Genomic DNA, 23,607 nt, shown 5'->3' on the forward strand with positions numbered 1-23,607 from the left:
GGAAACCGCATTGCATAAAGGCACTTGAACATGCTGACGATCAAAAACTTATTACATCAGTACCGCACCGGGCGGACAACGGTGCGCCGCCGCCTGACCGAACTGTACCGGACCGCCTCCGAAGCGCCCGCCGGAATCTGGATCAGCCTGATTTCCGAAGCGCAGCTGGAACAGTATCTCGCCCGGCTGGAACGGTTGTCGCCGGACTCGCTGCCGCTTTACGGCATCCCGTTCGCAGTCAAAGACAACATCGACCTTGCCGGGATTCCGACCACGGCGGCCTGTCCGGCCTACGCCTACACTCCGGAGCGGTCGGCGCGGGTGGTCGAACTCCTGGTCGAAGCCGGCGCCGTGCCGCTCGGCAAAACCAATATGGACCAGTTCGCGACCGGGCTGGTCGGAGTACGCTCGCCGTATGGCGTGACCCCGAACCGACTTGCTCCCGGTTATGTGGCGGGCGGTTCGAGCAGCGGCTCGGCGGCGGCGCTGGCGCACGGACTGTGCAGCTTTTCGCTCGGTACCGATACCGCCGGTTCCGGACGGATTCCGGCGGCGTTCAATGAACTGGTCGGCGTCAAGCCGAGCCGGGGACTTCTGAGTACCCGCGGCGTGGTTCCGGCCTGCCGCACCCTCGACTGCGTATCGATCTTCGCATTGACGCTTGAAGATGCCGAAATTCTGCTGGAAGCCACCGCGGAATTCGATCCGGAAGACGCTTACAGCCGTGCCGCGCCGAAAGTGAATCCTCTGCCGCGCCGCTGGAAGTTCGGTGTGCCGCGCGACGAAGAACTTGAGTTCTTCGGGAACTGCGCCTACCGCGACGCATTTTCCCGCGCGGTGCGGCGGATGGAGGCGGCAGGCGGCAAGAGGGTGACGATCGACTTCGCGCCGTTTCTGGCCGCGGCGCGTCTGCTCTACGAAGGACCATGGGTATTCGAGCGTTACGCGGCGGTCGGCGGATTCATCGAGAGCCATCCCGGCGCGGCGCTTCCGGTGATCGAAACGATCATCACGCCCGGACAGACGCCGCATCCGTCGGAGGTGTTCCGGGGGATGTACCGGCTGCAGGAGTGCAAGGCGAAGGCCGACGCGGAATTGGCGAAGGTTGATCTGCTCCTGACTCCGACAGCCGGAACCATCTACCGGATCGGCGAAGTCGAAGCCGATCCGATCCGGCTCAACAGCAATCTCGGGTACTATACCAACTACATGAATCTGCTGGATTATGCCGCCCTTGCGATTCCGGCGGCGCGGGCCGGCAAACTGCCGTTCGGCGTGACGCTGGTCGGCAGGGCGTTCGACGACGGCAGGCTGCTGGAGGCGGCGCGGCGCTTCCGGCTGGCGGAACCGTACACCGTCGCGGTCTGCGGCGCGCACCTCGCCGGCATGCCGCTCCACTCGGAACTGGAGGAGCTTGGCGCCCGTTTTCTGGGAAGCGCCGAAACCGCTCCCCGCTACCGGATGTACGCGCTGGAAAAAGGGTCCGTGCCGAAACCGGCGCTGTTGCGAACGGAAAAAGACGGAACTTCATTTTACGTTGAACTTTACGAACTGTCCGAAAATGCTTTCGCCCGGTTCGTTGCCCGCATTCCGCCTCCGCTCGGCCTCGGCATGCTGGAACTCCGGGACGGCTCCCGCGTCTCCGGCTTCATCGGCGAGGCCGTGGCAGCAGAGTGCGGCCGCGATATCTCCGGCTTCTCCGACTGGCGCGCCTATATCAGAACTTGTACGAAATCAGAATGGAAAGCGGACTCCCATGCAGAAACGAATGCCGTTTGAAAGATGTGCCGGAATGACCGGACTCGATCGGAAGTTGACCGGAACCGAACTTGACGCCGCCTACGACAACACCGGTGCGGTCGCCGACAGCGCCCGGCTGCTCGCCGGGTTCGACGAACGCAGCCGCCTTCTGGCCGAACGCCGTCCGGAACGTCTCGACCTGCGGTACGGCGTGCGCGAACGCCAGCGGATCGATTACTTTGCAAGCAGTGCCGTGAATGCGCCGCTTCTGGTTTTCATCCACGGCGGCTACTGGCAAATGCGGCGCAAGGAGACCTTCCGTTTTCTGGCGAAGGGACCGCTGCGGCACGGCATCCACGTCGCCCTGCCGGGTTACACGCTCGCACCGGATCAGACGCTGACCGGTATTGTCGCGGAAATCCGCGACTCCCTGCGCTGGCTGCGGGAGCATGCCGCAGCGTGGGGAGCCGACTGCAGCCGGATCGTGGTCGCCGGCTGGTCGGCGGGCGGACATCTCGCCGCAATGATGGCTGACGAGGCGGGGGTGGTCGGCGTTCTCGCCGTCAGCGGTATTTTCGACCTGGAACCGATCTCCCGGTGCGGCCTGAATGAAAAACTCCGGCTGACGCCGGAAGAAATCACAGGGCTGAGTCCGCAGCATCGTCCTCTTTCCCGGAGTCCGCTGATCGCGGCCTGCGGCTCTGCCGAATTACCGGAGCTGCAGCGTCAAAGCTGGGATTTTGCGCGGCTCCGCGCGGCTGCGGCGCTGCCCGGCGGCGCTTTCACGCTTCCCGGGCGCAACCACTTCACAATCCTGCATGAACTGGAAGCCCCGGAAGGCAAGCTTACAGCAGCTCTGCTGAGCCTGATTCAACCGTTTTGAGCAGGGGGAATCTTGGGATAGAAAGATTTTCCGGCTGACCTGATATTCCGTTGAAAATCAGACGAAGCATCGTGCAGATACATTTCGGCATGTACCGGAAATACGTATATTCAGTATATCCAGTCGGGAAGAATGTGATGCAGTTGAATTTCAGCGATTTGATTTGTTCGATAATAAAGATATATTTATAAAAGCAGATTACGTTGATTTCACAACCCCGGCTTTTCTGTATTATGCAAAGAGTCATTTCGTTTCATGACCATGCGCTTTTAAACAACTTCGGGTTATCCCTGTCTTACAGCGCTTATAAAAATATTTCAGAAGAATCGGAGCATTCTCATGATTTTCTGGAACTGGTCGTGGTTACGCATGGTTCCGGAATTCATAATTTCAACGGCGAGAAGTTTAAACTGTCCGCCGGCAATATTTTCCTTATTATGCCCGGAATTGCACATTCTTACATCAATGAGGACAATCTGGAACTTTACAGTTATCTGTTTTTTGCCGATTTTCTTGACCATTTCCGCAGTGAACTTGAACTTATCAGCGGGTATCATCTGCTTTTCTCCCTCGAACCGATCATGGGAATGGAAAAGAGAATGAGCGGAAATCTCTATATTTCTCCGCCGATCCTGAACAAAGTGATCGATCTTTGTCAAACGATCCGGCAATGCTTTCAGGAACAGTTACCCGGCTGCAGAGTGGAAATTTTCAGTGACTTTCTGAAAATCCTGATTTTGCTTTCAAGAAATTGCGAAGTGTACAACAAATACAGCCTGCATTATCATTATGCGCAGGAAATCAGTAAAATCCTTTCCTATATCGAGCTGAATTATCAGCAGGAAATGTCGTTGGAATCACTGGCCAGGTCGCTCCATATGTCGCCCAGTAATTTCCGTCGTGTTTTCGCCGAAACGACAGGGTGTTCTCCCATCCGATACATCATAGACCTCAGATTGAAGAAAGCGGCAAAGCAATTGCTGGAAAATCGGAGAGACACCGTACAGCGGATTGCCTTTTCCGCCGGTTTTCAGGACAGTAATTATTTTTCGCATCAGTTCCGAAATTATTTTGGCTGTTCGCCTTTGCAGTATCGGAAAAGGCATAATTAGCAGATAACACCGAAAAAATATCATTTTATTAAGGTCGCGGCTCTCCTTTTTTACTATAATATTGTCGGAATCAAGAATAAAATCACATTGACAGATCTTGTCATTGACCAGTTTAATCGCATCGAAAAGGTCTCTGCAGGTTGTCAACACCATGATTTCGGCAAGTGTAAAAAGGGGCATTTCATGTTTTTCGGCAATTCATCCATTCAATTCGATTTTACAGAAAGATATTCTTTACGCCAGATTCTCTTTGAAGGCCGGCCATTACTGGCTTCACGCAGCGGCAATGAGTTATTTGTACTGAGTTTTGTGGATCGCGAAGGCAATCCTTCGCGCCTTTCCAGTGCCGACTTCTTAACGGTTCAGGCATTTTCCGGCAAAAAAGTTCTCCGTGTCATTTTTTCCGGCCATAATGTGATGCCCGGCCTGAAAGCCGTTGTCGCGGTTCGGCTGCAGGACGACGAGCCGCTGGCTCACTGGCATATCGCTCTGGAAAACATTTCCGAACAATTCATTCTCGAGTGGATCGACTTCCCCGGAATTTCAGTTCCGTACGATTTGCATGAGCGAGGCGGAAACGGCAAAATCTTCTGGCCGGGAGCGGAAGGTGTGGTTTTTGATGAGCTGCAGACCAGAGAGAACTCTGAATATTTCAAAGGGCGGGTTCTCTCCTATCCGTTGAACGGCATCAGCGGTTACTATCCCGGAACCTGCCCCATGCAATTTATGGCACATTGGAACGATGATGCGGGCTTGTACTTTGCGGCTCATGACATGCACCATCTGCCCAAGGGCGTTGAGCTGATCTGTAAAGGGACGGATTCCGTCCGACTGTTTTATCAGATTTTCTGCGGAAATCATGTTTCCGATCATTTTTCTCTGCCTTTTTCACTGGTCACCGGCGGCTTTCGAGGAAACTGGGAAAACGCAGCTCTCATTTATCGGAAATGGATGGAGGAAAACGATAAAAGCCTGCCGGAAAAATTATTCTCCAATCCGCAGATTCCCGATTGGCTGAAGGAGTCTCCCGTCGTATTGATTTATCCGGTGAAAGGCAATGGATTCGACACCGGGAGCGTCAGCGGCAATGAATATTTTCCATATTCCAATGCCTTGCCGACAGTCCGCAGATATGCCGCCCGCTGGAATTGCCGGATCATGGCTTTGCTGATGCACTGGGAGGGAACCGCCCCCTGGGCTCCTCCTTATGTCTGGCCTCCTTTCGGTGGAGAGGAAATGTTCAGTGAATTCGGTCGGGCGCTGCATGACGACGGCAATCTTCTGGGAGTATATTGTTCCGGGATCGGCTGGACCCAGTCAAGTTCGATCGATACCGGTTACCAGCGGAAAAAGGATTTTGAAGAGAAACATCTGGAGAATATTATGGCTGCCGGACCGCGTGGAGAGATGCGTGCAACCATATGCAACGGGCCTCCGGGGATCGGTCAGCGCATCGGTTATGAAATGTGTCCTGCTTGTGATTTTACGATCGATACCGTTTGCAACGAGATTCGTAAAATAACGGAATCGCAGGTGGACTATATTCAGTTTTTCGATCAGAATCAGGGGTGCAGCGCCCCGCTGTGTTACAACTCCGGGCATGGACATCCGGCAGCGCCGGGCCAGTGGTTAACCGGGGCGATGAGCCATTTGCTGAACGAATCGATGCGATGCGCCTCAAAAAGCGGGAGGCCGGTCATTCTGGGATGTGAGAATGCGGCGGCTCAGCCTTACATCCGATACCTTCCTTTCAATGACCTCCGCAATCATCTGGCCTGGGCTTTTGCGCGTCCGGTCCCGGCCTACAGTATGCTCTTTCATGAATATATCAATAATTTCACCGGCAACGGAGTTTGTCTGGCCGGGTGGTTCGACCGCCGGAAAAGTCCGCAATTCCTGCAGTTCCGCATGGCTTATTCGTTTATTTCGGGTGAAGTGCTATCGGTAACCCTGAAAAAACACGGGGAAATACATTGGAGCTGGGTGTGTGACTGGGAGGAAGACGGTCCCGATCAGGAAATCCTTCAGGAACTGATCGGCAACCTGAACGATATGCGGCGCGGTGCGGCCCATGATTTTCTGGTTTTCGGGCGCATGCAGGTGAGTTGTCCGGTCCGCTGCAATCATTGGGAACTGCATTTTACAGGCAGGCGCTCTCCGATTTCTCTGCCGTGGGTGTTGAGTTCCAATTGGAGTTTTGAAGAAAGAACGGCTCAGATCCTTGTGAATTGCAACACGGAAAAGGAAGCTGTCCGTATCGAGTTTCCGGACGTGAGGCGCGGATTGCTGATTTGTGCCGATGGTAAAAAGAGTTCTTTCTGCGAACGTTCCCTGAAGCTTGAGATTCCCGGTCTTCAGCCGGTTATGATTGAATTTCAAAGAGAAGAGGCCGGGCATGACGCATAAGACCGTTTTTCTATCGGTTCTCCTGCTGGGGCTGAGTGTCTCCGGAAGTGAATTTGCGACAGTACAGGAAGATTTTTCAGGCACTCCCCGGTTTTACGGCAAGATCAGCGAAAATTGTTTGTACGTGGACACAAGAGCAAGCAATGCTCCGTGGAATACCATCTGGGTGGATGAAAAAGGTATTTTCAAGGCGGGGAATACTTATCTGGTGAAATTTCGCTACCGCATTACCGACCGGTTCGACGACGGACATCTTGCATTTATGGTCCGCCCCGGTGATGTGGAACATCACCTGAACGACTTGTATGCAGAAAACGGCATGGCGAAACAGTGGACCGCAGTTCAATTCGAGGTCACGGTGCCGGATGATGCCTCTCCTTATACTTTACAGATTCATGCGAAGGGAAAAGTTTCGGCAGAAATAAGCGGATTGGTCATTGCCTGTCAACGCACGCCGTACCGAATGATAAAACCGGGAAATACAACTTCGTTGAAGCTTCCGGCTGGATCGCAGGAATTTGAGATTGCCCAGCCTCAATTTCCAGCTGAACCGGTTATTGTGGATGCCGGCGAATTCGGTTTTTCCACCGAGGCGCCGGATAACACACAGGCCTGGCAAAGAGCTGTTGCCGCCTGCCGTACCCGGCAGGCATCAAAACTCCTTTTGCCGAAAGGAACTTTCCGCTTTACTTCAAATACTCCTCTGAAACTGGAAGATTTCAGGGATTTTGAACTGGACGGCAACGGAGCATTGTTTGTATTCCATCGAGAAAAAATGCCGATGCACAGCTCTTTTCTGGAACTCAGCCGCAATCACCGGGTGATCCTGAAAAAACTGAATATTGACTGGGATTGGGAGAAAATGCCGCTGGCCAGTACGGTTCAAGTCCTGAAAGTAGATCCTGCCCGAAAGTGGATTGAAGTGGAGTTTACTGAGTATGGCGGTTTTCCCGCTCCCGAATCCATGAGAGTGGCGGATATGGAGCAACTTGATCCGGTCACAATGTCTGTCGGTTGTGAAAACAGCAAGGGAGCGCTGTTTGAGTTCATCCCCGGCCGGTATTCCCCGGCGGATATGACGTGGACCGCTCCCGATCGGATGATCATACGGAAAAATACCGAACAGCAGGACCATTTTTTTACCGAAATCCAGCCCGGCGAGCTGTTCAGAATGCGTCATTATTCCTATGATGCCGGAGCTTTCATACTGGACGACAATCAGCATATCACGCTGAAAGACATCAATATTTACAGCTGTCCCGGTTTCGGCTTGCTGCTGGCCGGGCGCAATCAGAAATTTGTCGAATTGAAAAGGGTGAAAACAGTTCTTCCGAAAGGGAAAAAACGAAATATTACCAGTTGTGCCGATCCGGTTCATGGCAGTCAGTCTGCCGGTTTTCTGAAATTCATTGATTGCGAGTTCGGTTTCAGCGGTGATGATTGCATCAATATCACGGATATGCATGGGCTGGCAACAGTAACGGCTCCTGATCGATTGCAGCTGAGCACCATTTCCATCGGAACATTTCGGGCCGGCGATGTTCTGGAGCTGCGGGAACTGAATTTTGCGCCGGTCAACCGCAGCGTGACGGTCAAAAAACTGCTGCCCGGAAATTCAAACGACGGCAGCGGCGCATTGGAGATTGCCGAAGGTCTCCCGCAGGAGCTTATCGGGCATCGCTTCGTGATTTTCAACCGGGGATATGGTACGCGCAATGTCATTATCCGTAATTGTAAATTCCATAATAACCGGGCGCGAGGCATTCTGCCTCAGGCTCAGAACATGACTATCGAAAACAATTATTTCTTTCATAACCAGGCTGGCGGAATGCAGATCGGGACAGGTTATCAGGAGCATTACTGGGGAGAAGGATTCGGCGTCAGCAATGTAGTGGTACGCAATAATGTATTTGACTACGTAAATGTCAACTCAACACGTGCAGGGAAATTTGTTCGGGATATTGAAATTCTGGCCTATGCCCTGCCGGAGACCGATGAGCCGGTTTTTCCTCTTATGCAGGATATCCTTTTTGAGAACAACACATTTGTAAATCCGGTCGGCGCCGTGTTGTATGCTTCAGGAACCGAAAATCTGATATTTCGTAATAATCGGATCATCAATACATTCAATCGTAAAAATGAATTTGCATACCGTGGAGCGGTAGTTCTGGAACAGGTTAAAAATGGCTTTATCCTGGATAATGAGTGGAATTGTCATGAACTGAACGAGGGAGCCGGAGTCATCATGAATGAAACAACCTGCAAAGGAATCACTGTAAGCGGGAACCGTTTTTTTACCCTTCCGGCGTCTGTCGCCCCTTGTAAAATGGAACTCGTTTCTTCCTGGAAGATTCGCGTCACCGACACGACCGGAAAAACGGCGGTTTTACCGGTTGTTCCTCCTGTACCGGAAAAAATCGTGGATGAGCTCCATGAGAATCTCGCATTGTTCGCCCCGGATAATCCCGGCTGGGCCAGAGGCACGGTTCTGAAACATTTAGCGGCTGCCGAATGTTCTGCTGCGGGTGCGCTGCTGCCCCAGAGTGTAACTGTAAAGCGGCCGGACGGCTTTGTCATGACCCGTGGAACCGACTATGAGCTTGATCCGTTCTGGGGAACGGTCGGGCGGTCAGCCGACGGACGAATCAAGGAAAATGATGCGGTGTTGATAGACTATTCCGTCAGAAATTCACGTCTGGACGCGGTGATCAGGCAAAAAGACGGTTCGCTGATCATCCGCAAGGGAACTCCCGCTCCGGTTTTGGCGCAGCCTCCTCCGCTGCGTTATGGAGAACAGATGCTCGGCAGTGTTTATCTGCCGGCCGGTGCTGATACTCTGACGGATGCGTCCCTCTTCCCGGTGATGGAAACGGAATCGCCGACGGCCGTGCCTGTCGCCGAACAGCTCTTGCCGAAAACATTGAAAAAACTGAGGAACGGAGAACGGCTCCGTATTGTCGCATGGGGAGACAGCGTGACGGCAGGTACCTGGCTGCAGCCGGGAGAAAGAATCGGCGGAGGGTTTGCCGCTGCGCTGAAAGAGCGTTTCCCGCAAGCCGATATAGAACTGGTCACCGTGGGGTGGCCGGGAAAAAATTCCGAGATGTTTTTTGCAGAACCTCCCGGTTCGGAATGGAATTATGTCGCCAGGATTCTCGATTCCAGGCCGGATTTGATTCTGATGGAGTTTGTCAATGATGCCGGTTTGAGCTCGGATATCTGGCAAAAGAATTATACTCGGGTAGTGGAAGACGTCAGACGGATCGGAGCGGAGTTGATTCTGATGACGCCGCATTATGTCCGTCCGGATTGGATGGGATTGACGGAAGAAAAAAGATGTGACGAGGACCCGCGGCCATATGTGCAGTTTTTACGGAAGTTTGCCCGGGAACACAGCATTGCGCTAGCCGATGTCTCCCGCAGTTATGGCGGATTGTGGAGAAGGGGAATCCCATACACGACTTTGCTGGTCAACGGAATAAACCATCCGAATGCGGACGGGATGAAGCTGTTTCAGAAGGCATTGCTGGACTTGTTTCCAATAAAATAGGAGGGTTTTGCCTATCAGTCTTTACCTATCAGTATAGTATTGAAGCATCACAACACCATTGTTGCAGAAAGGAGTTATCCATGAAACACAGAAACTTTACTTTGATCGAACTTTTAGTGGTTATTGCAATTATTGCTATCCTTGCAGGCATGCTTTTGCCTGCACTTAATCAGGCAAGAGAACGGGGAAGATCGGCCAATTGTATCAATAACCTGAAACAGCTTGGCCTGGGCAATATCTCTTACGCCGATTCCAATGATGACTTTGTGGTTTTGCGCAATGGCCCCTATGTACAGTCCTATTTTTGCCCGGGAGGTTCCAATGAAGCTTACTGGTTTGAAATGCTGTATCCCTATGTGGTAGGCTCTCCCATGGCGTCCAGCACCGAGGAGTTCAATAATTTTACTGAAATGAATAAAACATTCATCTGCGGCTCGGTACAGGAAAGATATGAGGCGCAGGGTAAAAAAACAACAACTTATGGAGCGAACGGGAGACTGGCCTCCATCTATGCCGGCAATCAATATCCGGCATTGTACCCGCCGAGAAAAATGTCGGCTTGCCGGCGGCCGTCGAGCAAGGCTCTCTTCTGTGATGCCAAAAATCCCGGTCAATATTTCTTTGAAGCAGGAAACAGCGATGCTTCCGTCTGGGGGAAAGCGCATGGCCAGATGGATAATGTCGTATTCGTGGACGGACATGCCGCAGCTGTCAAAGCCCGGGGAATGGACTCCGATCAGTTTGAGAAAGATTTTGTTCTGAGCGAATGGTAAGATGAAGCGTTCGAATGCCTGCTGTAATCGGAAAAAAGCCACGATACGCGATGTCGCCATGATGGTCGGAGTTACTCCCGGCACGGTTTCGCACGCTTTCAGCGGCAAACGGGCAATCAGCGATAAAGTTCGACGACAGGTATTTGACGCCGCGCGGAAGTTGGATTACCAGCCGAATATCATTGCCCAAGCCATGCGGAACAAAGCCACCGGATTGATCGGAATCCTGATCGATCCGGCCGGCTTACAGAAAAAACAAATGCGGCTTGCCGAAATTGTCACTACTCTGCAAATGAATCATTATGATACAATAATCGGCATGACTGCACAGGAAAAAGGAAGCGGCAATTCCATGCAGAGGTTGATTTCCGGAGGACTGATAGATGGAATGATCAGCCTTCTTCCGAAAAAATTTGATGATTGCCCGGCAATGCAGGTTCCGGTCATCGATGCCGAAGCGGAAGAACGTTCGAATTACAGGAAGGCTGCCGGGAAAGTTGTTAATTATTTTCGGGCTTGCGGGCATTGCCGAATTGGCTGCATTGCGCCGAAAGCTCATATTTTCCCCCAAGTTCTCGGCGATGTACTGGAAGAGAAAGGTATTTGGTGCGAATCGGAATATTGTTTCGAGGAAAGGGATAGCGTGGAAACCGGCATGAGCGGTGCGGAAAGACTCATCGGGCATCAGTCGGCTACAGCAGTGATCGTAATCGGCGAAGCAATTGCCGAGGGGGTATATCGGTGGGCTTCCCTGCACAAAATTCCGATTCCCGCCCGACTGTCGCTGATCGGGGTGGACATGATGAACGAGATATTCTGCCGAAAATTCTCTTTGACGACAATTCGACACACTCCGGGGGACTGGATACAAAACGCGGTAAACAGACTTCTTTGTAAAATCAATCGTTCCGAGTTCATGCCTGATGGAATTTATCCTGAATTGATAATATGCGGTTCCGTGGCTTCCGCGTTTACGGAATTCGGCAATACCTCATGTGAGATGAAAAATGAAATTTTATGATAATTTACTGTGGATTCTGCTTATGTTTTCAAATTCAATCTTATTGCACGCTTCTGTGATTGACGTCACCGGATTCGGAGCCCGCGGCGATGGTGTCACGGATGATCATGCCGCAATACAAAACGCAGTGGCCGAACTGAAAAAGCACAATGGAGGAATTCTGTATTTTCCCGTCGGTCAATACCGTATTGCAACAAGCGGGCATGGCGCACTTTTTCTGGACGGTATTTCCAATGCAACCATCCGTTTTGAACCCGGAGCCGTCTTGCTGATGGACAACCTGCTGCCGGACGGCTCCGGCGGCGGTCATGGAATCGTGGTGCGCGGTCCCGGTTCCGGCATCACGCTGGAGAATATTCATGTCAGATGGGTGAAAAAAGCGATTGGCCGCAGTCATGGTGATGCATTCCGCTTCGAGGGGTATCCCAGTGACGGCAAAACCATTGCCCGGATCATCATGAACAACTGTATCGGAGAACGCAGCCCGCAGACCGGGGCGGTTTTCATGGGATGCAGTGATGTTTCCGTCAATAATTTCAGTCCGGTCGACACCTGGGCTGACGGTTTGCATTTCAACGCCTGCCGCCGCGTAAATGTAAATGGCGTGCTGGGCTTGAACAACGGAGATGATACGCTGGCCTTTGTCACTTATTTTGACGAAAAGTTTTCCGGGCAGACAGGAGGCGTTTTTTCTTTCCCGGATTTAAATGAGTGGTGCAATTCCGACAGCAATGCGACGAATATCACCGCCATAGGAGGGCATGCCGACGGCATGAGAATCTCCGGCGCCCGAAATATCAATGTCAGCAATCTCAATGTTTCCGGCAAATGGGCCGGAGTTCAATTGGATTCGGCCATCAAGACGACGGAGAATGAAGCTGTCGGCTGGGGATATCCGGCTTCGCGCAACATCAATATTTCCAACGTGTCGATATCGGATTGCGATCTGGGGCTGATCGTGCGCAGCTTGAACGTGCTGCCTGACGCTTCGGAATCATTTTGGAGTTTCAAGGTCAACATCAGCAATCTGACTCTTTCCGGAATTCATTCGCATGGAATCGACATTCAGAGTGTCGGCGGCATCCAGATCAGCAACATCCGGTCGGACAGCAGAATCAGATTTCTGAATTTGCGCGGTCCCGTTTCGCTGAACGGCCTGGATCAGACGGGCGGCTCCGTGGAGTTCACCGGCATTCAGGGGAAGCGTTTCTTCGGTTTCCGGCCGAATATGGAACCGAAGCCGATAGAGGTTTCTGGCCCGGAAGAGGTTGCGACAGGCAGCGTTCTGCTGAGCAGAGTCAACCTGACAGGAGCTCCTCTGCGGCTTGACCGCCTGGCCGGTCTCTGTATTTCCGGACTGCGTTCCGATTCTGCAATCGAACTGAAAAACTGCCGGGATATATATTTAAATGAAACCGTCGCCGCCGATAAGCCGTCAATCGGGAATTGCCGGAAAATCTTTTTTAACGGAAGCGAGTTATAATGAAGACATTTATTGGAGCAGTCTGCTTTTTTCTGTTCGTATCAACGGCACTGGCCTTGCCGATTCTGAACATCAGGGAGTTCGGTGCGGCCGGAGATGGAATCGCTGATGATTCGGCAGCCCTGAAACAGGCTGCCGAACGACTGAAGAGCAATGGCGGCGGCACTCTGGAATTTCCGGCCGGAACATACCGTATCGGAACCGTGGGAGGTGGTCTGATCCTGGATGAACAGAGCAATGTGAAAGTTGTTTTTGCTGATGGAGCGGTTTTGCTGATGGACAACCTGCTGCCTGACGGCAATGGGGGCGGGCATGGCATAACAGTACGCGGTCCCGCCAAAAATATTGAACTTCATAACATTAAAGTCCAGTGGAAGAATAAAGCGCGTACCCGAAGCAACGGCGATGGTTTCCGTTTTGAAGGTTATCCGGATAGCCGTCGAACGCTGAAGCGGATCCGGATGGAAAATTGTCAAGTCCTGAAAAGTGCTCAGACTGGAGCCGTTTTCATGGGGTGCAGTGATGTGACGGTACGGAACTTCACCATACGGGAGAGTTGGGGGGACGGGCTCCATTTCAATGCCTGCCGGAATGTCGATGTTGAAGGGGTTACCGGAATTCAGACCGGAGATGACACACTGGCATTCGTTACTTATTATGCGGAAAAACCGGAGGGGAAAATCGGAACCGTATTCTCTTTGCCTGATTTGGGAGAATGGAACAATTCCGGCTCTGTGGCCAGGCATGTCCGTTCAACAGGCGGCAATGCCAACGGAATACGTATTTCCGGAGCTCAGGCCGTGAAAATATCGGATGTCGAAGTGGACAGCAAGGTGGGGTGCGGCATTATCATCGATGCCGGAATGATCAGCAAGATCAATTTATGGCAATATCTGGCCAGCCGCAATATCGAAATCAATGACGTAAAGGTGAAAAACTGTAATACGGGATTGTACATCATGCAGTTTGACCCGGCATTCAGCAATCCTGATTTTTATGAATTCGATGTCCGATGCGGTGATTTTCAAATTGAAAACTGTGATAATGACAGCGTGCACCTGAGCGGAGTATCGGGCGTCGAACTGGCCGATTTCCTCACAACCGGCTGCCGCTGGCGGTTTCGGACAGTTGCCGATTGCCGGCTCAGAAATGCAGATATCAGGGAAGGCGCCTTTCTGATCATCGGACAGGATGAAGCAATCGATCCGGCTCGAATCGAACAGCTCCATGACTGCAACATCCGGGTTTCAAATCTGAAAATAACTCATGGAAACCTTGGAATTCAGCGTTGTCGGAATCTTGGCATGCACAATCTTGAGATTTCCGGTTCTCCCGGCAGTTCCGTTTCCGTCTTCCAGACACTGGAATCCGGTTTCTCCGAGTTGAAACTCGAAAACATGAACTTGGCGGAAACAACTCCTTTTGCGGTTCAAATACTGCAAAGCCGGAATATTCATTTTGACAAAGTCGATGTGATTTCATCAAAACCGCTGACCGCGGCATTCGAACTCGGCGGGGGAGATGAAAATCTCACCACGGATCTCATCACCATTGAAGAATTGGCCGTTCAGCCCTCCGGGATGCTTCCTGTGCTTTCGCAGACCGGTCCGTATGGGGTGACGCATTGGCAGAATCTTCCCTGAACGTATCGGACGGAAAGTTTGAAAAATGAAATCATACCATATTCTATTTCTTCTGGTCGTAAATTGCATGCTTCATGCTGTTACGCCGGGTTCTGTCTTTTCCGACAATATGGTCATACAGAGAGACGCTCCTGTGCGAGTCTGGGGAACGGCGGCTCCGGGCGAAACCGTCACCGTTACGTTTCGCGGCGCCAGTGCATCTGCTGTCGCGGATCGTAACGGCAGATGGCTGGCTGCACTTCCCGCCTTTCCGGCTTCTGACCGGGGGGCCGCTTTGAAAATCAGTGGAAGGACAACGGTTACATATGATAATGTACTGACCGGCGATATCTGGCTATGTGCCGGACAATCCAATATGCAGTTTGAACTCAGTCGAGTGAAGAACGGCGCAAAGTTGGCGGCAGAAAGCACGAATAACAAAATCCGCCTGCTGCAAATTCCGCTTGCCTGGAACAGGAATCCTGTAAATCATACAGATGCGAAATGGCAGGAGTGCATGCCGGAGACGGCAGGGAATTTCTCGGCAGTCGGTTATTTGTTTGGCCGCAGAATTGCTGATCAAACCGGAATTCCGGTTGGTTTGATAAATATATCCTGGGGCGGCTGCCGCATCGAGGCCATGATTGATGAAAATGCTTGGAAAACAGTTCCGGTTTCCCCAAAGGTTGCCGACGGCTTTCGACGCGAACTTGCCGATATGGACATGAAAGATGACAATGAGTTACGGGAGGATAAGCAGAGGCTTGCGTCCGTATTGTACAATGCAATGGTATATCCATTATCCCCGATGTCGGTAAAAGGGATGCTGTGGTATCAGGGCGAAGACAACCATACAGAGGGAATGGAATATGCGGAGAAGCTGCAGATGCTGGCATACTCCTGGCGAAAATGTTTTCAGCAGGAGTCCATGCCTGTCTATATTGTACAACTTCCGCCTTTCGGATACGGAGAGGAGCCGCCTTTTTTCCTTCCGCGTTTCCGAATGGCTCAGCAGATGTTTGCACAATCCGATCCATATTCCGGTTTCATTGTTACCACAGACTGCGGTGATCCGAACGATATTCACCCGGTTGATAAAATCCCATTGGTACATCGCCTGGCCGATCTGGCGCTTTACAAAAGTTATGGGATCGGTAATTCAGAAGCCCTGGCTCCCACTTGTGCAAAAATCGAATTCAAACGTGATCAGGCTGTTGTTTCGTTCATGAACGCGAATGGCTTGAGGAGCAGAGACGGGAACGCAATCAGCCATTTGGAAATTGCCGGTGCCGACAAGATTTTCCATCGGGCAAATGGCATTATTTGCAATGACCGATTATTGGTATCGTCTCCTTTGGTAAAAGCACCTGCATATCTGCGTTTCGGCTGGCATAAAACAGCAAATCCGAATCTGGTAAACCGCTCGGGAAATCCAGTTGCACCGTTTTCCAGCTGCAACCATTCAATTTCCTTTTGAAAACCATGGATAGGAAAGATTGTCAAAGCTGAAACACGCAGCGAAGCCGCCCGTTTTCCCGCCGCTTTCTCCCGGTATCCTGACGGCTGGATGCCGGGGCGGAATAAATTTGATCTTTTCCTGATTCAGCTCTTGACAAACGGGGATAAATCCATCATGTCTAATATAGACAACATGTTGTCTGGTGCGGTTTGCAATTCAATGTACAGGACAAGCTGATGATATGGAAAAGAAGCGCAGCAACATCCGGGATCTTGCGAAAGCGGCCGGGCTTTCGGCCGGAACGGTCTCGCGGATACTGAACAACCGCCCCGGAGATATGAAGATTCCGGAAACCACTCGCGCCCGTGTGGTCGAGCTGGCCCGGAAGATGGAGTACGTTCCGAATATTCACGCTCAGCGGCTGTTTTCGAAACGTTCCGGCGTGATCGGGCTGATTATCCCGTCGGCGGAACGCAACGGCTCCCCAGTGTTCGGCTGTACGCATCTGTCGCATGTGCTGGCCGGAATGGAGCGGGAGCTTGACGCGACCTTCCGGCGGCTCGAGCTCCACCCGGCCGGTCGCCGCCGCCGTGACGCTGCCCGGGCTCCCGGCCGGCCGTTACCGCCTCCGGCGCGTCAGCAACGGCGGCGCCGAAGAGGGAATCGTCGGCAACGGCGGATTCCGGCTGCTCCTGACTCCGCATGAACTGCGCGTCTATGAGCTCATTCCCGTCGATTCGCGTCAAATCAGGCCGCGGAAATGACAGGAGGGAATGCGTCAGAGAGCGGATTGCATGATGAGCCATGCGGTATAGGCAATATAAATCAGGAGGAGGAAAACGCCTTCCAGCCGCGAAATTTTCCAGCCGGTGCGCATGATCGGCAGCAGCAGGACCGAACAGAGAAGCATGACGCCGAGGTCGACATAGCTGAGCGTCGCGTTCCGGAGCGGGGAGATCAGCGGAGCGATGCCGAGGATTGCGAAGACGTTGAAGATGTTCGAGCCGACCACGTTGCCGATGGCGATATCCTTTTCGCCGCGGACGGCGGCGACGACCGAGGTCGCCAGCTCCGGCAGGCTGGTGCCGACTGCGACCAGGGTGAGGCCGATCACGGCGTCGCTGACCTGCAGCAGCCGGGCGAAAAATACGGAGCCGGCGAGGAAGAGCTTCGCGCCGAGGATCAGGAGCGCGAGCCCGGCGATGGTCAGGAGGACGGCGGCGGGGAGGCGCATTGCCTTGGCATTTCCGGAGGAGACGGATTTCCGCGCCTCCTCGACGACGGCGGCGTTGACGGCCGCTTCGCGCTTCGCCTGCCGCACGCTCCAGGCCGTATAGAGGATGATCGCCGCGAAAAAGATTGCGCCGTGGATGCGGCTGATGCCGTGCCCGGTCAGGTAGAATATGGTCAGCATGGCGGCGGCCAGCAGCATGACCGGCGCGTCGAACTGGAACAGATGCGTGTTGACCCGGAGCGGGGTGATGACGGCGCAGAGTCCGAGGATCAGCGCGATATTGCAGATATTCGAGCCGACCACGTTGCCGAGACTGATGTCGGCGTTGCCCGCGATGGCGGCGTCGACGCTGACCACCAGTTCCGGCGCGCTGGTGGCGAAGGCGACGAGCGTGAGCCCGATGACCAGCGGGGAGATGCGGCATCTCTCCGCGATGCGCACGCCGCCGCGCACGAGAAATTCCGCGCCGTAATAGAGGGCGGCGACGCCGGAGGCGCCGTAGAACAGGTTCAGAATCGTTTGCATGAAACTCCCCCGGGTTCGGTCAGTTGTTTTTCCGGAATTTGGAAAAATAGCCCTTTTTTGTAGAATGTCAAGCGGAAATTTTATGAAAACGGGTTATATTACGAAATCAGACAGAGGTGATGAATTCTATGGAAAACAAGGCGGAAACGGCGAAACGGCTCTTTCTCTCCGGGGCGAACTGCTCCCAGGCGGTGATCGGCGCGTTTCAGCCGGAGTGCGGGATTGATTTCGATACGGCGATGCGCATCGCTTCGGGCTTCGGCGGCGGCATGGGGCGGCTGCGCGAGGTGTGCGGCGCGGTCTCCGGCATGTTCATGGCGGCAGGGCTGCTGCGCGGCAGCTCCGATTTGCGGGATAAGGCGGCCAAGGATGCGCACTATGCGCTGATTCAGGAGCTGGCGGAGGCGTTCCGGCGCGAGAACGGTTCGATCGTCTGCCGCGAGCTGCTCGGGCTCGGCGCCGCGCAGGCGGACCGGCCCGTCTCCGAAGCGCGCACGCCGGAGTATTACCGCAAGCGTCCGTGCGCGGAGCTGGTGGCATTCGCAGCCGGGCTGCTGGAGGAGAAACTGAAGGAACGGCTCCGGGCGGAATCCGGAGTCGGGCAGTAACTGGGAGATGCCTGCGATGAAGAAAGTGAAAATCACGGTTCTGAAAACGACTCTGGACGAGGAGCTGGCCCGGGAGTACGGTGCGGAGGGGCTCAAGGCATGTCCGATGCTGAAGGCCGGGCAGGTCTTTTACGCGGATTACGCGAAGCCGGATGGTTTTTGCGACGAAGCCTGGAAGGCGATTTATCAGTATGTGTTCGCCCTTGCGCACGGCGCGGGGGAGGGGCTGTTCTACTACGGCGACTGGATTCGGAAACCGGGCGTTGCGATCTGCAGCTGCAACGACGGGCTGCGGCCGGTGATCTTCAAGCTTGAAGCCACCGGCGAGACGTCGGAGATCAATTACACGCCGGTCCACTGAAAAAGGGCCGCGGCCCGTGTTGTTTTTACCGGAGTGTTGTGGTATGGTATGTTCCGGAAAGGAAGGCGGGAGGCGCCGCCGGTCGGCAATCATGTTTTTCGGAAATAAACGGCTTGCGCTTCTCGTCATCATCTACATCGGCTTCATCAGTCTCGGGCTGCCGGACAATATCCTCGGCGTCGCCTGGGACTCCATGCGGACGGAATTCGGAGTTCCGGTCTATTATGCGGGGTTCATCTCGACGCTTCTGACGCTCTGTTCGGCCGTTTCCGCCTTTTTCAGCGGCGCGATCCTGCGCCGCCTGGGGACCGGGAAACTGCTGGTGATCTGCGGTTTCATGACCGGCTGCGGACTGCTCGGCTATGCGCTTTCCCCATTTTTCCGGGTTCTGCTGCTGTTCGCCGTTCCGCTCGGCTTCGGGCAGGGGGCGATCGACACCGGCATGAACTACTTTGTCGCCAGGCACTACACGAGCCGGGACATGAACTGGCTTCACTGTTGCTGGGGAATCGGGGCCAGCGCCGGTCCGCTGATGATCACGCTCATTCTCTCCGCCGGGTGGAGCTGGCGTTGCGGCTACGGCATCGTCTCCGCCGTGCAACTGTGCCTCGCCGGATTGTTTCTGATGACCTTGAATCTCTGGAAGGAGACCGGAACGGGCGGAGACGGCGGCCGGGCGGAGGCGTTCGAGGGGAAGGTCCGTTACAGCTTGCGTTTTTTCTGCTGCCCGCTCATGATGTTCCTCTACTGCGGCGCGGAGTATTCGCTGGGACTGTGGGGATATCTGTTCCTGACTCAATGCCGGGGATATTCGCCCGAAGCGGCCGGATATGCGGTCACCGGATACTGGGGGATGCTGACTTTCGGACGCTTCCTGCTCGGATTCATTGCGAACCGCCTGGGAAACACCCGGCAGATCCGGTTCAGCACGCTGCTGGGGCTGGCCGGTGCCGTGCTTCTGCTCTCCGATCTCCCGTTTCTGCCGGCGGCCGCGCTCGGCCTGATCGGATTTGCGTTTGCGACCTTCTATCCGGCCATGATGCATGCCGCGCCGGAGCGGTTCGACGATGCGACCGCCGCCACGGTCATCGGCTATCAGGGCGGAGCGGCCATGCTCGGCATCGCTCTGCTGCCGGCCGGATTCGGTTATCTGGCCTCCGTGTTTTCGTTCGATCTGCTGCCGTATTTCGCCGGGGGCGTCTGTGCGCTTCTGTTCCTGATTCAATGGAAAGTCGACGGTTCCGGGCGTTCCCGGGCATGAAAAATCGCGGGAACGGCCGAAACCGTTCCCGCGATCCTGTTGCCGGCGGCGCTGTTACAGGTCGTTGTGCCAGGCGTCGACAAGCTCGCTCGCGTTCACCTCGGTGACGCCGGGGAGCGACTTGACGAAGGCGATCGCCTGATCCCGGCGCTCCGCCTCGTCCGTATTCGGGCTGCCGGTGTTGACCAGGATGTCGAAGTCGGAGAAGTCGAAGTAGCCGGAGATGTCCAGCCCGAGCTCGTCGAATTTGCCGGTCAGCTGATCGACGAAAGCGTAGAGCGCCTCCATGTCGGCCTTCTCTTCATAGGTCGCGGTCAAGACGAAACCAAGTTCCTTGTACTCGCCGCGATGGGTCTTTTTACGCAAACGTTTTTTCATTGTTTTCCTTCCTGCGTGTTGATCCGGTCCCTGTGCCGGTTATTGGGCCGCCGTGAATTTACGGTTCATTTCTGCATAGATTCCATCGAGGGCGAGGAGCTCCTGATGGGTCCCGATTTCCGCGATCCTGCCTTTGTCCATGACCACGATGCGGTCGGCGTTGCGGATGGTCGAGAGGCGGTGCGCGACGATGAAGGTCGTGCGCCCCTTGACCAGGCAGTCGAGCGCCTGCTTGATCTGCGACTCCGACTCGACGTCGAGCGCGCTGGTCGCTTCGTCGAGGATCAGCACGCGGGGATCGCGCAGCAGGGCGCGGGCGATCGCAATGCGCTGCTTCTGGCCGCCGGAGAGGCGGGCGCCGTTCTCGCGCACCTGCGTGTTGAGCCCTTCCGGCAGGGAATCGATGAAGTCCAGCAGGTCCGCGCTGCGGACCGCGCTCATAAGCTCGAATTCCGACGGCTTGATGCCGTAGCAGATGTTTTCGCGGATCGTGCCGTCGAACAGCAGCGTCTCCTGCGTCACGACGGAGATGAATTTCCGGTAGCTGCGCAGATCGAGATTGTTCATGTCCTGTCCGTCGAGCAGCAGCCGGCCGCTCGAGGGCCGCACGAAACCGATCACGAGGTGCGCCATGGTCGACTTTCCGGCGCCGGAGGAGCCTACCAGCGCAATGGTTTCTCCCTGCGGCACATGCAGATTGATATCCTCGAGCGCATGTTTGTCGTTGCCCGGGTAGGAGAAGCTGACATGTTCGAAGACGAAATCGCCCTTGACCTCGGTGACCTGCGGCTTGTCCGCATTGAGCTCGATGTCCGGACACTCGAGCACTTCACCGATCGAGCGGACCGATTCGAGCCCCTTCGTGATGGCCGGAACGCAGTTCATCGCCGCCATGACCATCGTGGTGATCGAGCTGAAATAGCCGGTCAGCAGCACGATGTCGCCGACGCCGATCTTGAGGAATCCCTTCTGGTAGAGGTAGGCGATGAAAATCAGCGTGCAGAGGTTGAACAGCATGAGGAGCACCCAGTTGACCGAACCGAAAATCGAATTGATCCAGTCCACCTGAAGTCCGGTGTTGCGGATCTGCTCGAGCTTCTGGTTGACCCGGCCGATCTCAACCTCCTCGACGTGGTGCGCGCGGGTGATCGGAATCAGGCGGATCATTTCGGTGACCCGGCCGGACATGTCCTCAATGCTCTGCCGGAAGGCGCGGTTGCTTTCGCGGATCTTCTTGCGGATCGCCATGAAGAGGCCGACGGCAAGCGGCACGGCGGCCAGGTAGAACAGGACGAAGAGCGGCGCCTTGACCAGCGTCACGATGATCGCGATGACGATCGTGCAGACGATATGCGGAACCGTGTCGAGCAGCATGCGCGTCATGTTTTCGATGCTTTCGACATCGCGGGTGACCTTGTTCTGCAGCGACCCCATTCTGGTCGAGGTGTGGTATGGAATCGACAGATGCTGAAGGCGCGTGCAGAGCGCGGAGCGCAGATTCATTTCGACGGAACGGCACGGCACGCTCATGAGTCTCACATAGAGCATGTGCGTCGGAATGTTCTGGACGATCACCACGAAGCCGATCGCCAGAATCTCCCAGAGCCGCCCGATGACCTGCTCCAGCGGCAGCTCCCGGTTCGTGATCAGGTTGATCACTTCGGCGGTCAGGATCGGAATCAGAAAGACCGGCGCCGCCTTGACCAGGTACATGAGCCAGACCAGGACGAAGCGGCCTTTCCATTCGGAGTAGAAATCGATATAGTTTCTCAGAGGTCCGCGGTTGCGGTATTGACGATGCAGAAACTCTCTCATTTGTTCACCTGAAAAAGAGAAGATACGGCAGTTGCGGCCGTATCCGTGTAAATTTTCTTCCCGCATGCGGGAAGGAGAACGGAAACGGGAGGCGGCGGCCGGAGCCGCCTTCTCCCGCGGAACCTCCTCAGATGATGGTCTTCTCGGTTTCGCCGTCGAAGATGTGCGCCTTGGGCAGCAGCACCGCGAGGCTTTCGAGCTCGCCGACCCGGAGCTTTTTGTGCGGATCGACGCGGGCGATGAAGGAGTTTTCACCGGTGTTCAGATAGACGTAGGTCTCCGACCCCATCGGCTCGACGACTTCGATTTTCGCCTTGACCTTCGGCATGTCCGGGGCCTTTTCGGCCTCGTCGGAGCCGAGGTCTTCCGGGCGGATGCCGAAGGTGACTTTCTTGTCGACATACGGCTCAAGCCTGGACTTCCACTCATCCGGAATGGCGAACTCGAAACCGGGCTCAACGAAGGTGAGCTTGCCGTCCTTGTTCGTGATGACGCCATCGAAGAAGTTCATCGGCGGCGTGCCGATGAAGCCCGCCACGAATTTGTTGCACGGATTATCGTAGAGCTCGAGCGGCTCGGCGACCTGCTGGATGATGCCGTCCTTCATGACGCAGATGCGGTCGCCCATGGTCATGGCTTCGGTCTGGTCGTGGGTCACGTAGATCATCGTGCTTTCGAGGTGCTGGTGCAGCTTCGAGATTTCGGTGCGCATCTGGACGCGCATCTTGGCGTCGAGGTTCGACAGCGGCTCGTCGAAGAGGAACGCCTTCGGTTTGCGCACGATGGCGCGGCCGACGGCGACGCGCTGGCGCTGGCCGCCGGAGAGCTGCTTCGGACGGCGCTCGAGGTACTCCTCGAGGCCGAGGATCTTCGCGGCTTCCATCACGCGGTACTGGATGTCCTCCTTCGAGAAGTTGCGCAGCTTGAGCCCGAACGCCATGTTGTCGTAAACCGACATATGCGGATAAAGCGCGTAGTTCTGGAACACCATCGCGATGTCGCGGTCTTTCGGCGCGACATTGTTGACCACCCGGTCGCCGATCTTGACCGTCCCCTTGGAGATATCCTCAAGCCCGGCGATCATGCGCAGCGTGGTGGATTTGCCGCAGCCGGAGGGGCCGACGAGGACCATGAATTCACGGTCGCGGATTTCGAGGTTGACGTCTTTCACGGCGGTCACGCTGCCGTCGTAAATCTTGTAGACGTGCTCCAGAATCACTTCTGCCATAATAAAGAACCCTTTTCTCTGCGGTCCGCGACGCCGGAGCAGCCTCTGACGACCTGCGGGGAATTCCGGCTCGCTCGAGCCGGCCCGTCTCCGGGCACATCCGGACCTGTTATCAGCTGGCAATATAGAACCGGAGACGGCCGATTTC

The 23,607-nt window shown here is 54.8% G+C and carries 18 protein-coding genes; 14 read left to right on the top strand and 4 right to left on the bottom strand.

The window, feature by feature from the left end; genetic code table 11:
- The first annotated feature begins 30 nt into the window (after positions 1–30).
- The 11 genes from atzF (at position 31) to FYJ85_RS16450 (ending at position 16,755) form a co-directional block, all read left to right on the top strand.
- Positions 31–1,779 (top strand): allophanate hydrolase, encoded by a 1,749-nt coding sequence (atzF, locus tag FYJ85_RS16400; RefSeq protein WP_154419531.1) that lies wholly within the window; start codon positions 31–33, stop codon positions 1,777–1,779.
- Between the two features lie 13 nt (positions 1,780–1,792).
- Complete coding sequence (locus tag FYJ85_RS16405) at positions 1,793–2,623, top strand: alpha/beta hydrolase (protein WP_154419532.1); 831 nt, start codon at positions 1,793–1,795, stop codon at positions 2,621–2,623.
- Positions 2,624–2,856: 233 nt separating this feature from the next.
- Positions 2,857–3,735 carry a helix-turn-helix domain-containing protein gene (locus tag FYJ85_RS16410; protein WP_106055476.1) on the top strand — a complete coding sequence of 293 codons (879 nt, stop codon included), beginning with the start codon at positions 2,857–2,859 and terminating at the stop codon, positions 3,733–3,735.
- 87 nt (positions 3,736–3,822) lie between these two features.
- Positions 3,823–6,141, top strand: a complete 2,319-nt coding sequence (locus FYJ85_RS16415) for a DUF6259 domain-containing protein (RefSeq protein ID WP_154419533.1) — start codon at positions 3,823–3,825, stop codon at positions 6,139–6,141.
- The gene (locus tag FYJ85_RS16420; protein WP_154419534.1) at positions 6,131–9,691 is read left to right on the top strand and encodes a GDSL-type esterase/lipase family protein; all 3,561 of its coding nucleotides are present in this window, start codon (positions 6,131–6,133) and stop codon (positions 9,689–9,691) included. The genes FYJ85_RS16415 and FYJ85_RS16420 overlap by 11 nt, the downstream gene beginning before the upstream one ends.
- Before the next feature lie 80 nt (positions 9,692–9,771).
- Positions 9,772–10,464, top strand: a complete 693-nt coding sequence (locus FYJ85_RS16425) for a prepilin-type N-terminal cleavage/methylation domain-containing protein (protein ID WP_106055480.1) — start codon at positions 9,772–9,774, stop codon at positions 10,462–10,464.
- A 1-nt stretch (position 10,465) separates the two neighbouring features.
- Positions 10,466–11,485, top strand: a complete 1,020-nt coding sequence (locus tag FYJ85_RS16430) for a LacI family DNA-binding transcriptional regulator (protein WP_154419535.1) — start codon at positions 10,466–10,468, stop codon at positions 11,483–11,485.
- Positions 11,472–12,968 (top strand): glycosyl hydrolase family 28-related protein, encoded by a 1,497-nt coding sequence (locus tag FYJ85_RS16435; protein WP_154419536.1) that lies wholly within the window; start codon positions 11,472–11,474, stop codon positions 12,966–12,968. The genes FYJ85_RS16430 and FYJ85_RS16435 overlap by 14 nt, the downstream gene beginning before the upstream one ends.
- Positions 12,968–14,611: a glycosyl hydrolase family 28-related protein gene (locus tag FYJ85_RS16440; protein WP_154419537.1), complete on the top strand. Its 1,644-nt coding sequence runs from the start codon at positions 12,968–12,970 to the stop codon at positions 14,609–14,611. Before FYJ85_RS16435 ends, FYJ85_RS16440 begins: the two co-directional genes overlap by 1 nt.
- A gap of 25 nt (positions 14,612–14,636) precedes the next feature.
- Positions 14,637–16,067: a sialate O-acetylesterase gene (locus FYJ85_RS16445; protein WP_154419538.1), complete on the top strand. Its 1,431-nt coding sequence runs from the start codon at positions 14,637–14,639 to the stop codon at positions 16,065–16,067.
- Positions 16,068–16,290: 223 nt separating this feature from the next.
- Positions 16,291–16,755 carry a LacI family DNA-binding transcriptional regulator gene (locus FYJ85_RS16450; protein WP_154419539.1) on the top strand — a complete coding sequence of 155 codons (465 nt, stop codon included), beginning with the start codon at positions 16,291–16,293 and terminating at the stop codon, positions 16,753–16,755.
- A 72-nt stretch (positions 16,756–16,827) separates the two neighbouring features.
- Here FYJ85_RS16450 and FYJ85_RS16455 read toward each other — a convergent pair whose 3' ends face one another.
- Positions 16,828–17,808, bottom strand: a complete 981-nt coding sequence (locus FYJ85_RS16455; RefSeq protein ID WP_154419540.1) for a calcium/sodium antiporter — start codon at positions 17,806–17,808, stop codon at positions 16,828–16,830.
- A gap of 128 nt (positions 17,809–17,936) precedes the next feature.
- On the opposite strand from FYJ85_RS16455, the gene FYJ85_RS16460 reads away from it, so the two are divergent.
- The 3 genes from FYJ85_RS16460 to FYJ85_RS16470 all read left to right on the top strand — a co-directional run bounded on the left by FYJ85_RS16460 (position 17,937) and on the right by FYJ85_RS16470 (position 20,038).
- Positions 17,937–18,416: a C-GCAxxG-C-C family protein gene (locus FYJ85_RS16460; RefSeq protein WP_106055487.1), complete on the top strand. Its 480-nt coding sequence runs from the start codon at positions 17,937–17,939 to the stop codon at positions 18,414–18,416.
- Between the two features lie 16 nt (positions 18,417–18,432).
- Positions 18,433–18,777 (top strand): TIGR04076 family protein, encoded by a 345-nt coding sequence (locus tag FYJ85_RS16465; protein ID WP_154419541.1) that lies wholly within the window; start codon positions 18,433–18,435, stop codon positions 18,775–18,777.
- A gap of 91 nt (positions 18,778–18,868) precedes the next feature.
- Positions 18,869–20,038: an MFS transporter gene (locus tag FYJ85_RS16470; protein WP_177995774.1), complete on the top strand. Its 1,170-nt coding sequence runs from the start codon at positions 18,869–18,871 to the stop codon at positions 20,036–20,038.
- Positions 20,039–20,092: 54 nt separating this feature from the next.
- Here FYJ85_RS16470 and FYJ85_RS16475 read toward each other — a convergent pair whose 3' ends face one another.
- The 3 genes from FYJ85_RS16475 to FYJ85_RS16485 all read right to left on the bottom strand — a co-directional run bounded on the left by FYJ85_RS16475 (position 20,093) and on the right by FYJ85_RS16485 (position 23,459).
- Positions 20,093–20,416, bottom strand: coding sequence for a 50S ribosome-binding protein YggL (locus FYJ85_RS16475; protein ID WP_106055490.1), 324 nt, complete (start codon positions 20,414–20,416; stop codon positions 20,093–20,095).
- Between the two features lie 39 nt (positions 20,417–20,455).
- Entirely contained in the window at positions 20,456–22,231 is a 1,776-nt protein-coding gene (locus tag FYJ85_RS16480) for an ABC transporter ATP-binding protein (protein ID WP_158704358.1), read from the bottom strand.
- Positions 22,232–22,358: 127 nt separating this feature from the next.
- Positions 22,359–23,459 carry an ABC transporter ATP-binding protein gene (locus FYJ85_RS16485; RefSeq protein WP_106055492.1) on the bottom strand — a complete coding sequence of 367 codons (1,101 nt, stop codon included), beginning with the start codon at positions 23,457–23,459 and terminating at the stop codon, positions 22,359–22,361.
- Positions 23,460–23,607 lie beyond the last annotated feature (148 nt).

Source organism: Victivallis lenta (genome assembly GCF_009695545.1).
In the GTDB taxonomy this organism is placed as follows: Bacteria; Verrucomicrobiota; Lentisphaeria; order Victivallales; family Victivallaceae; genus Victivallis; species Victivallis lenta.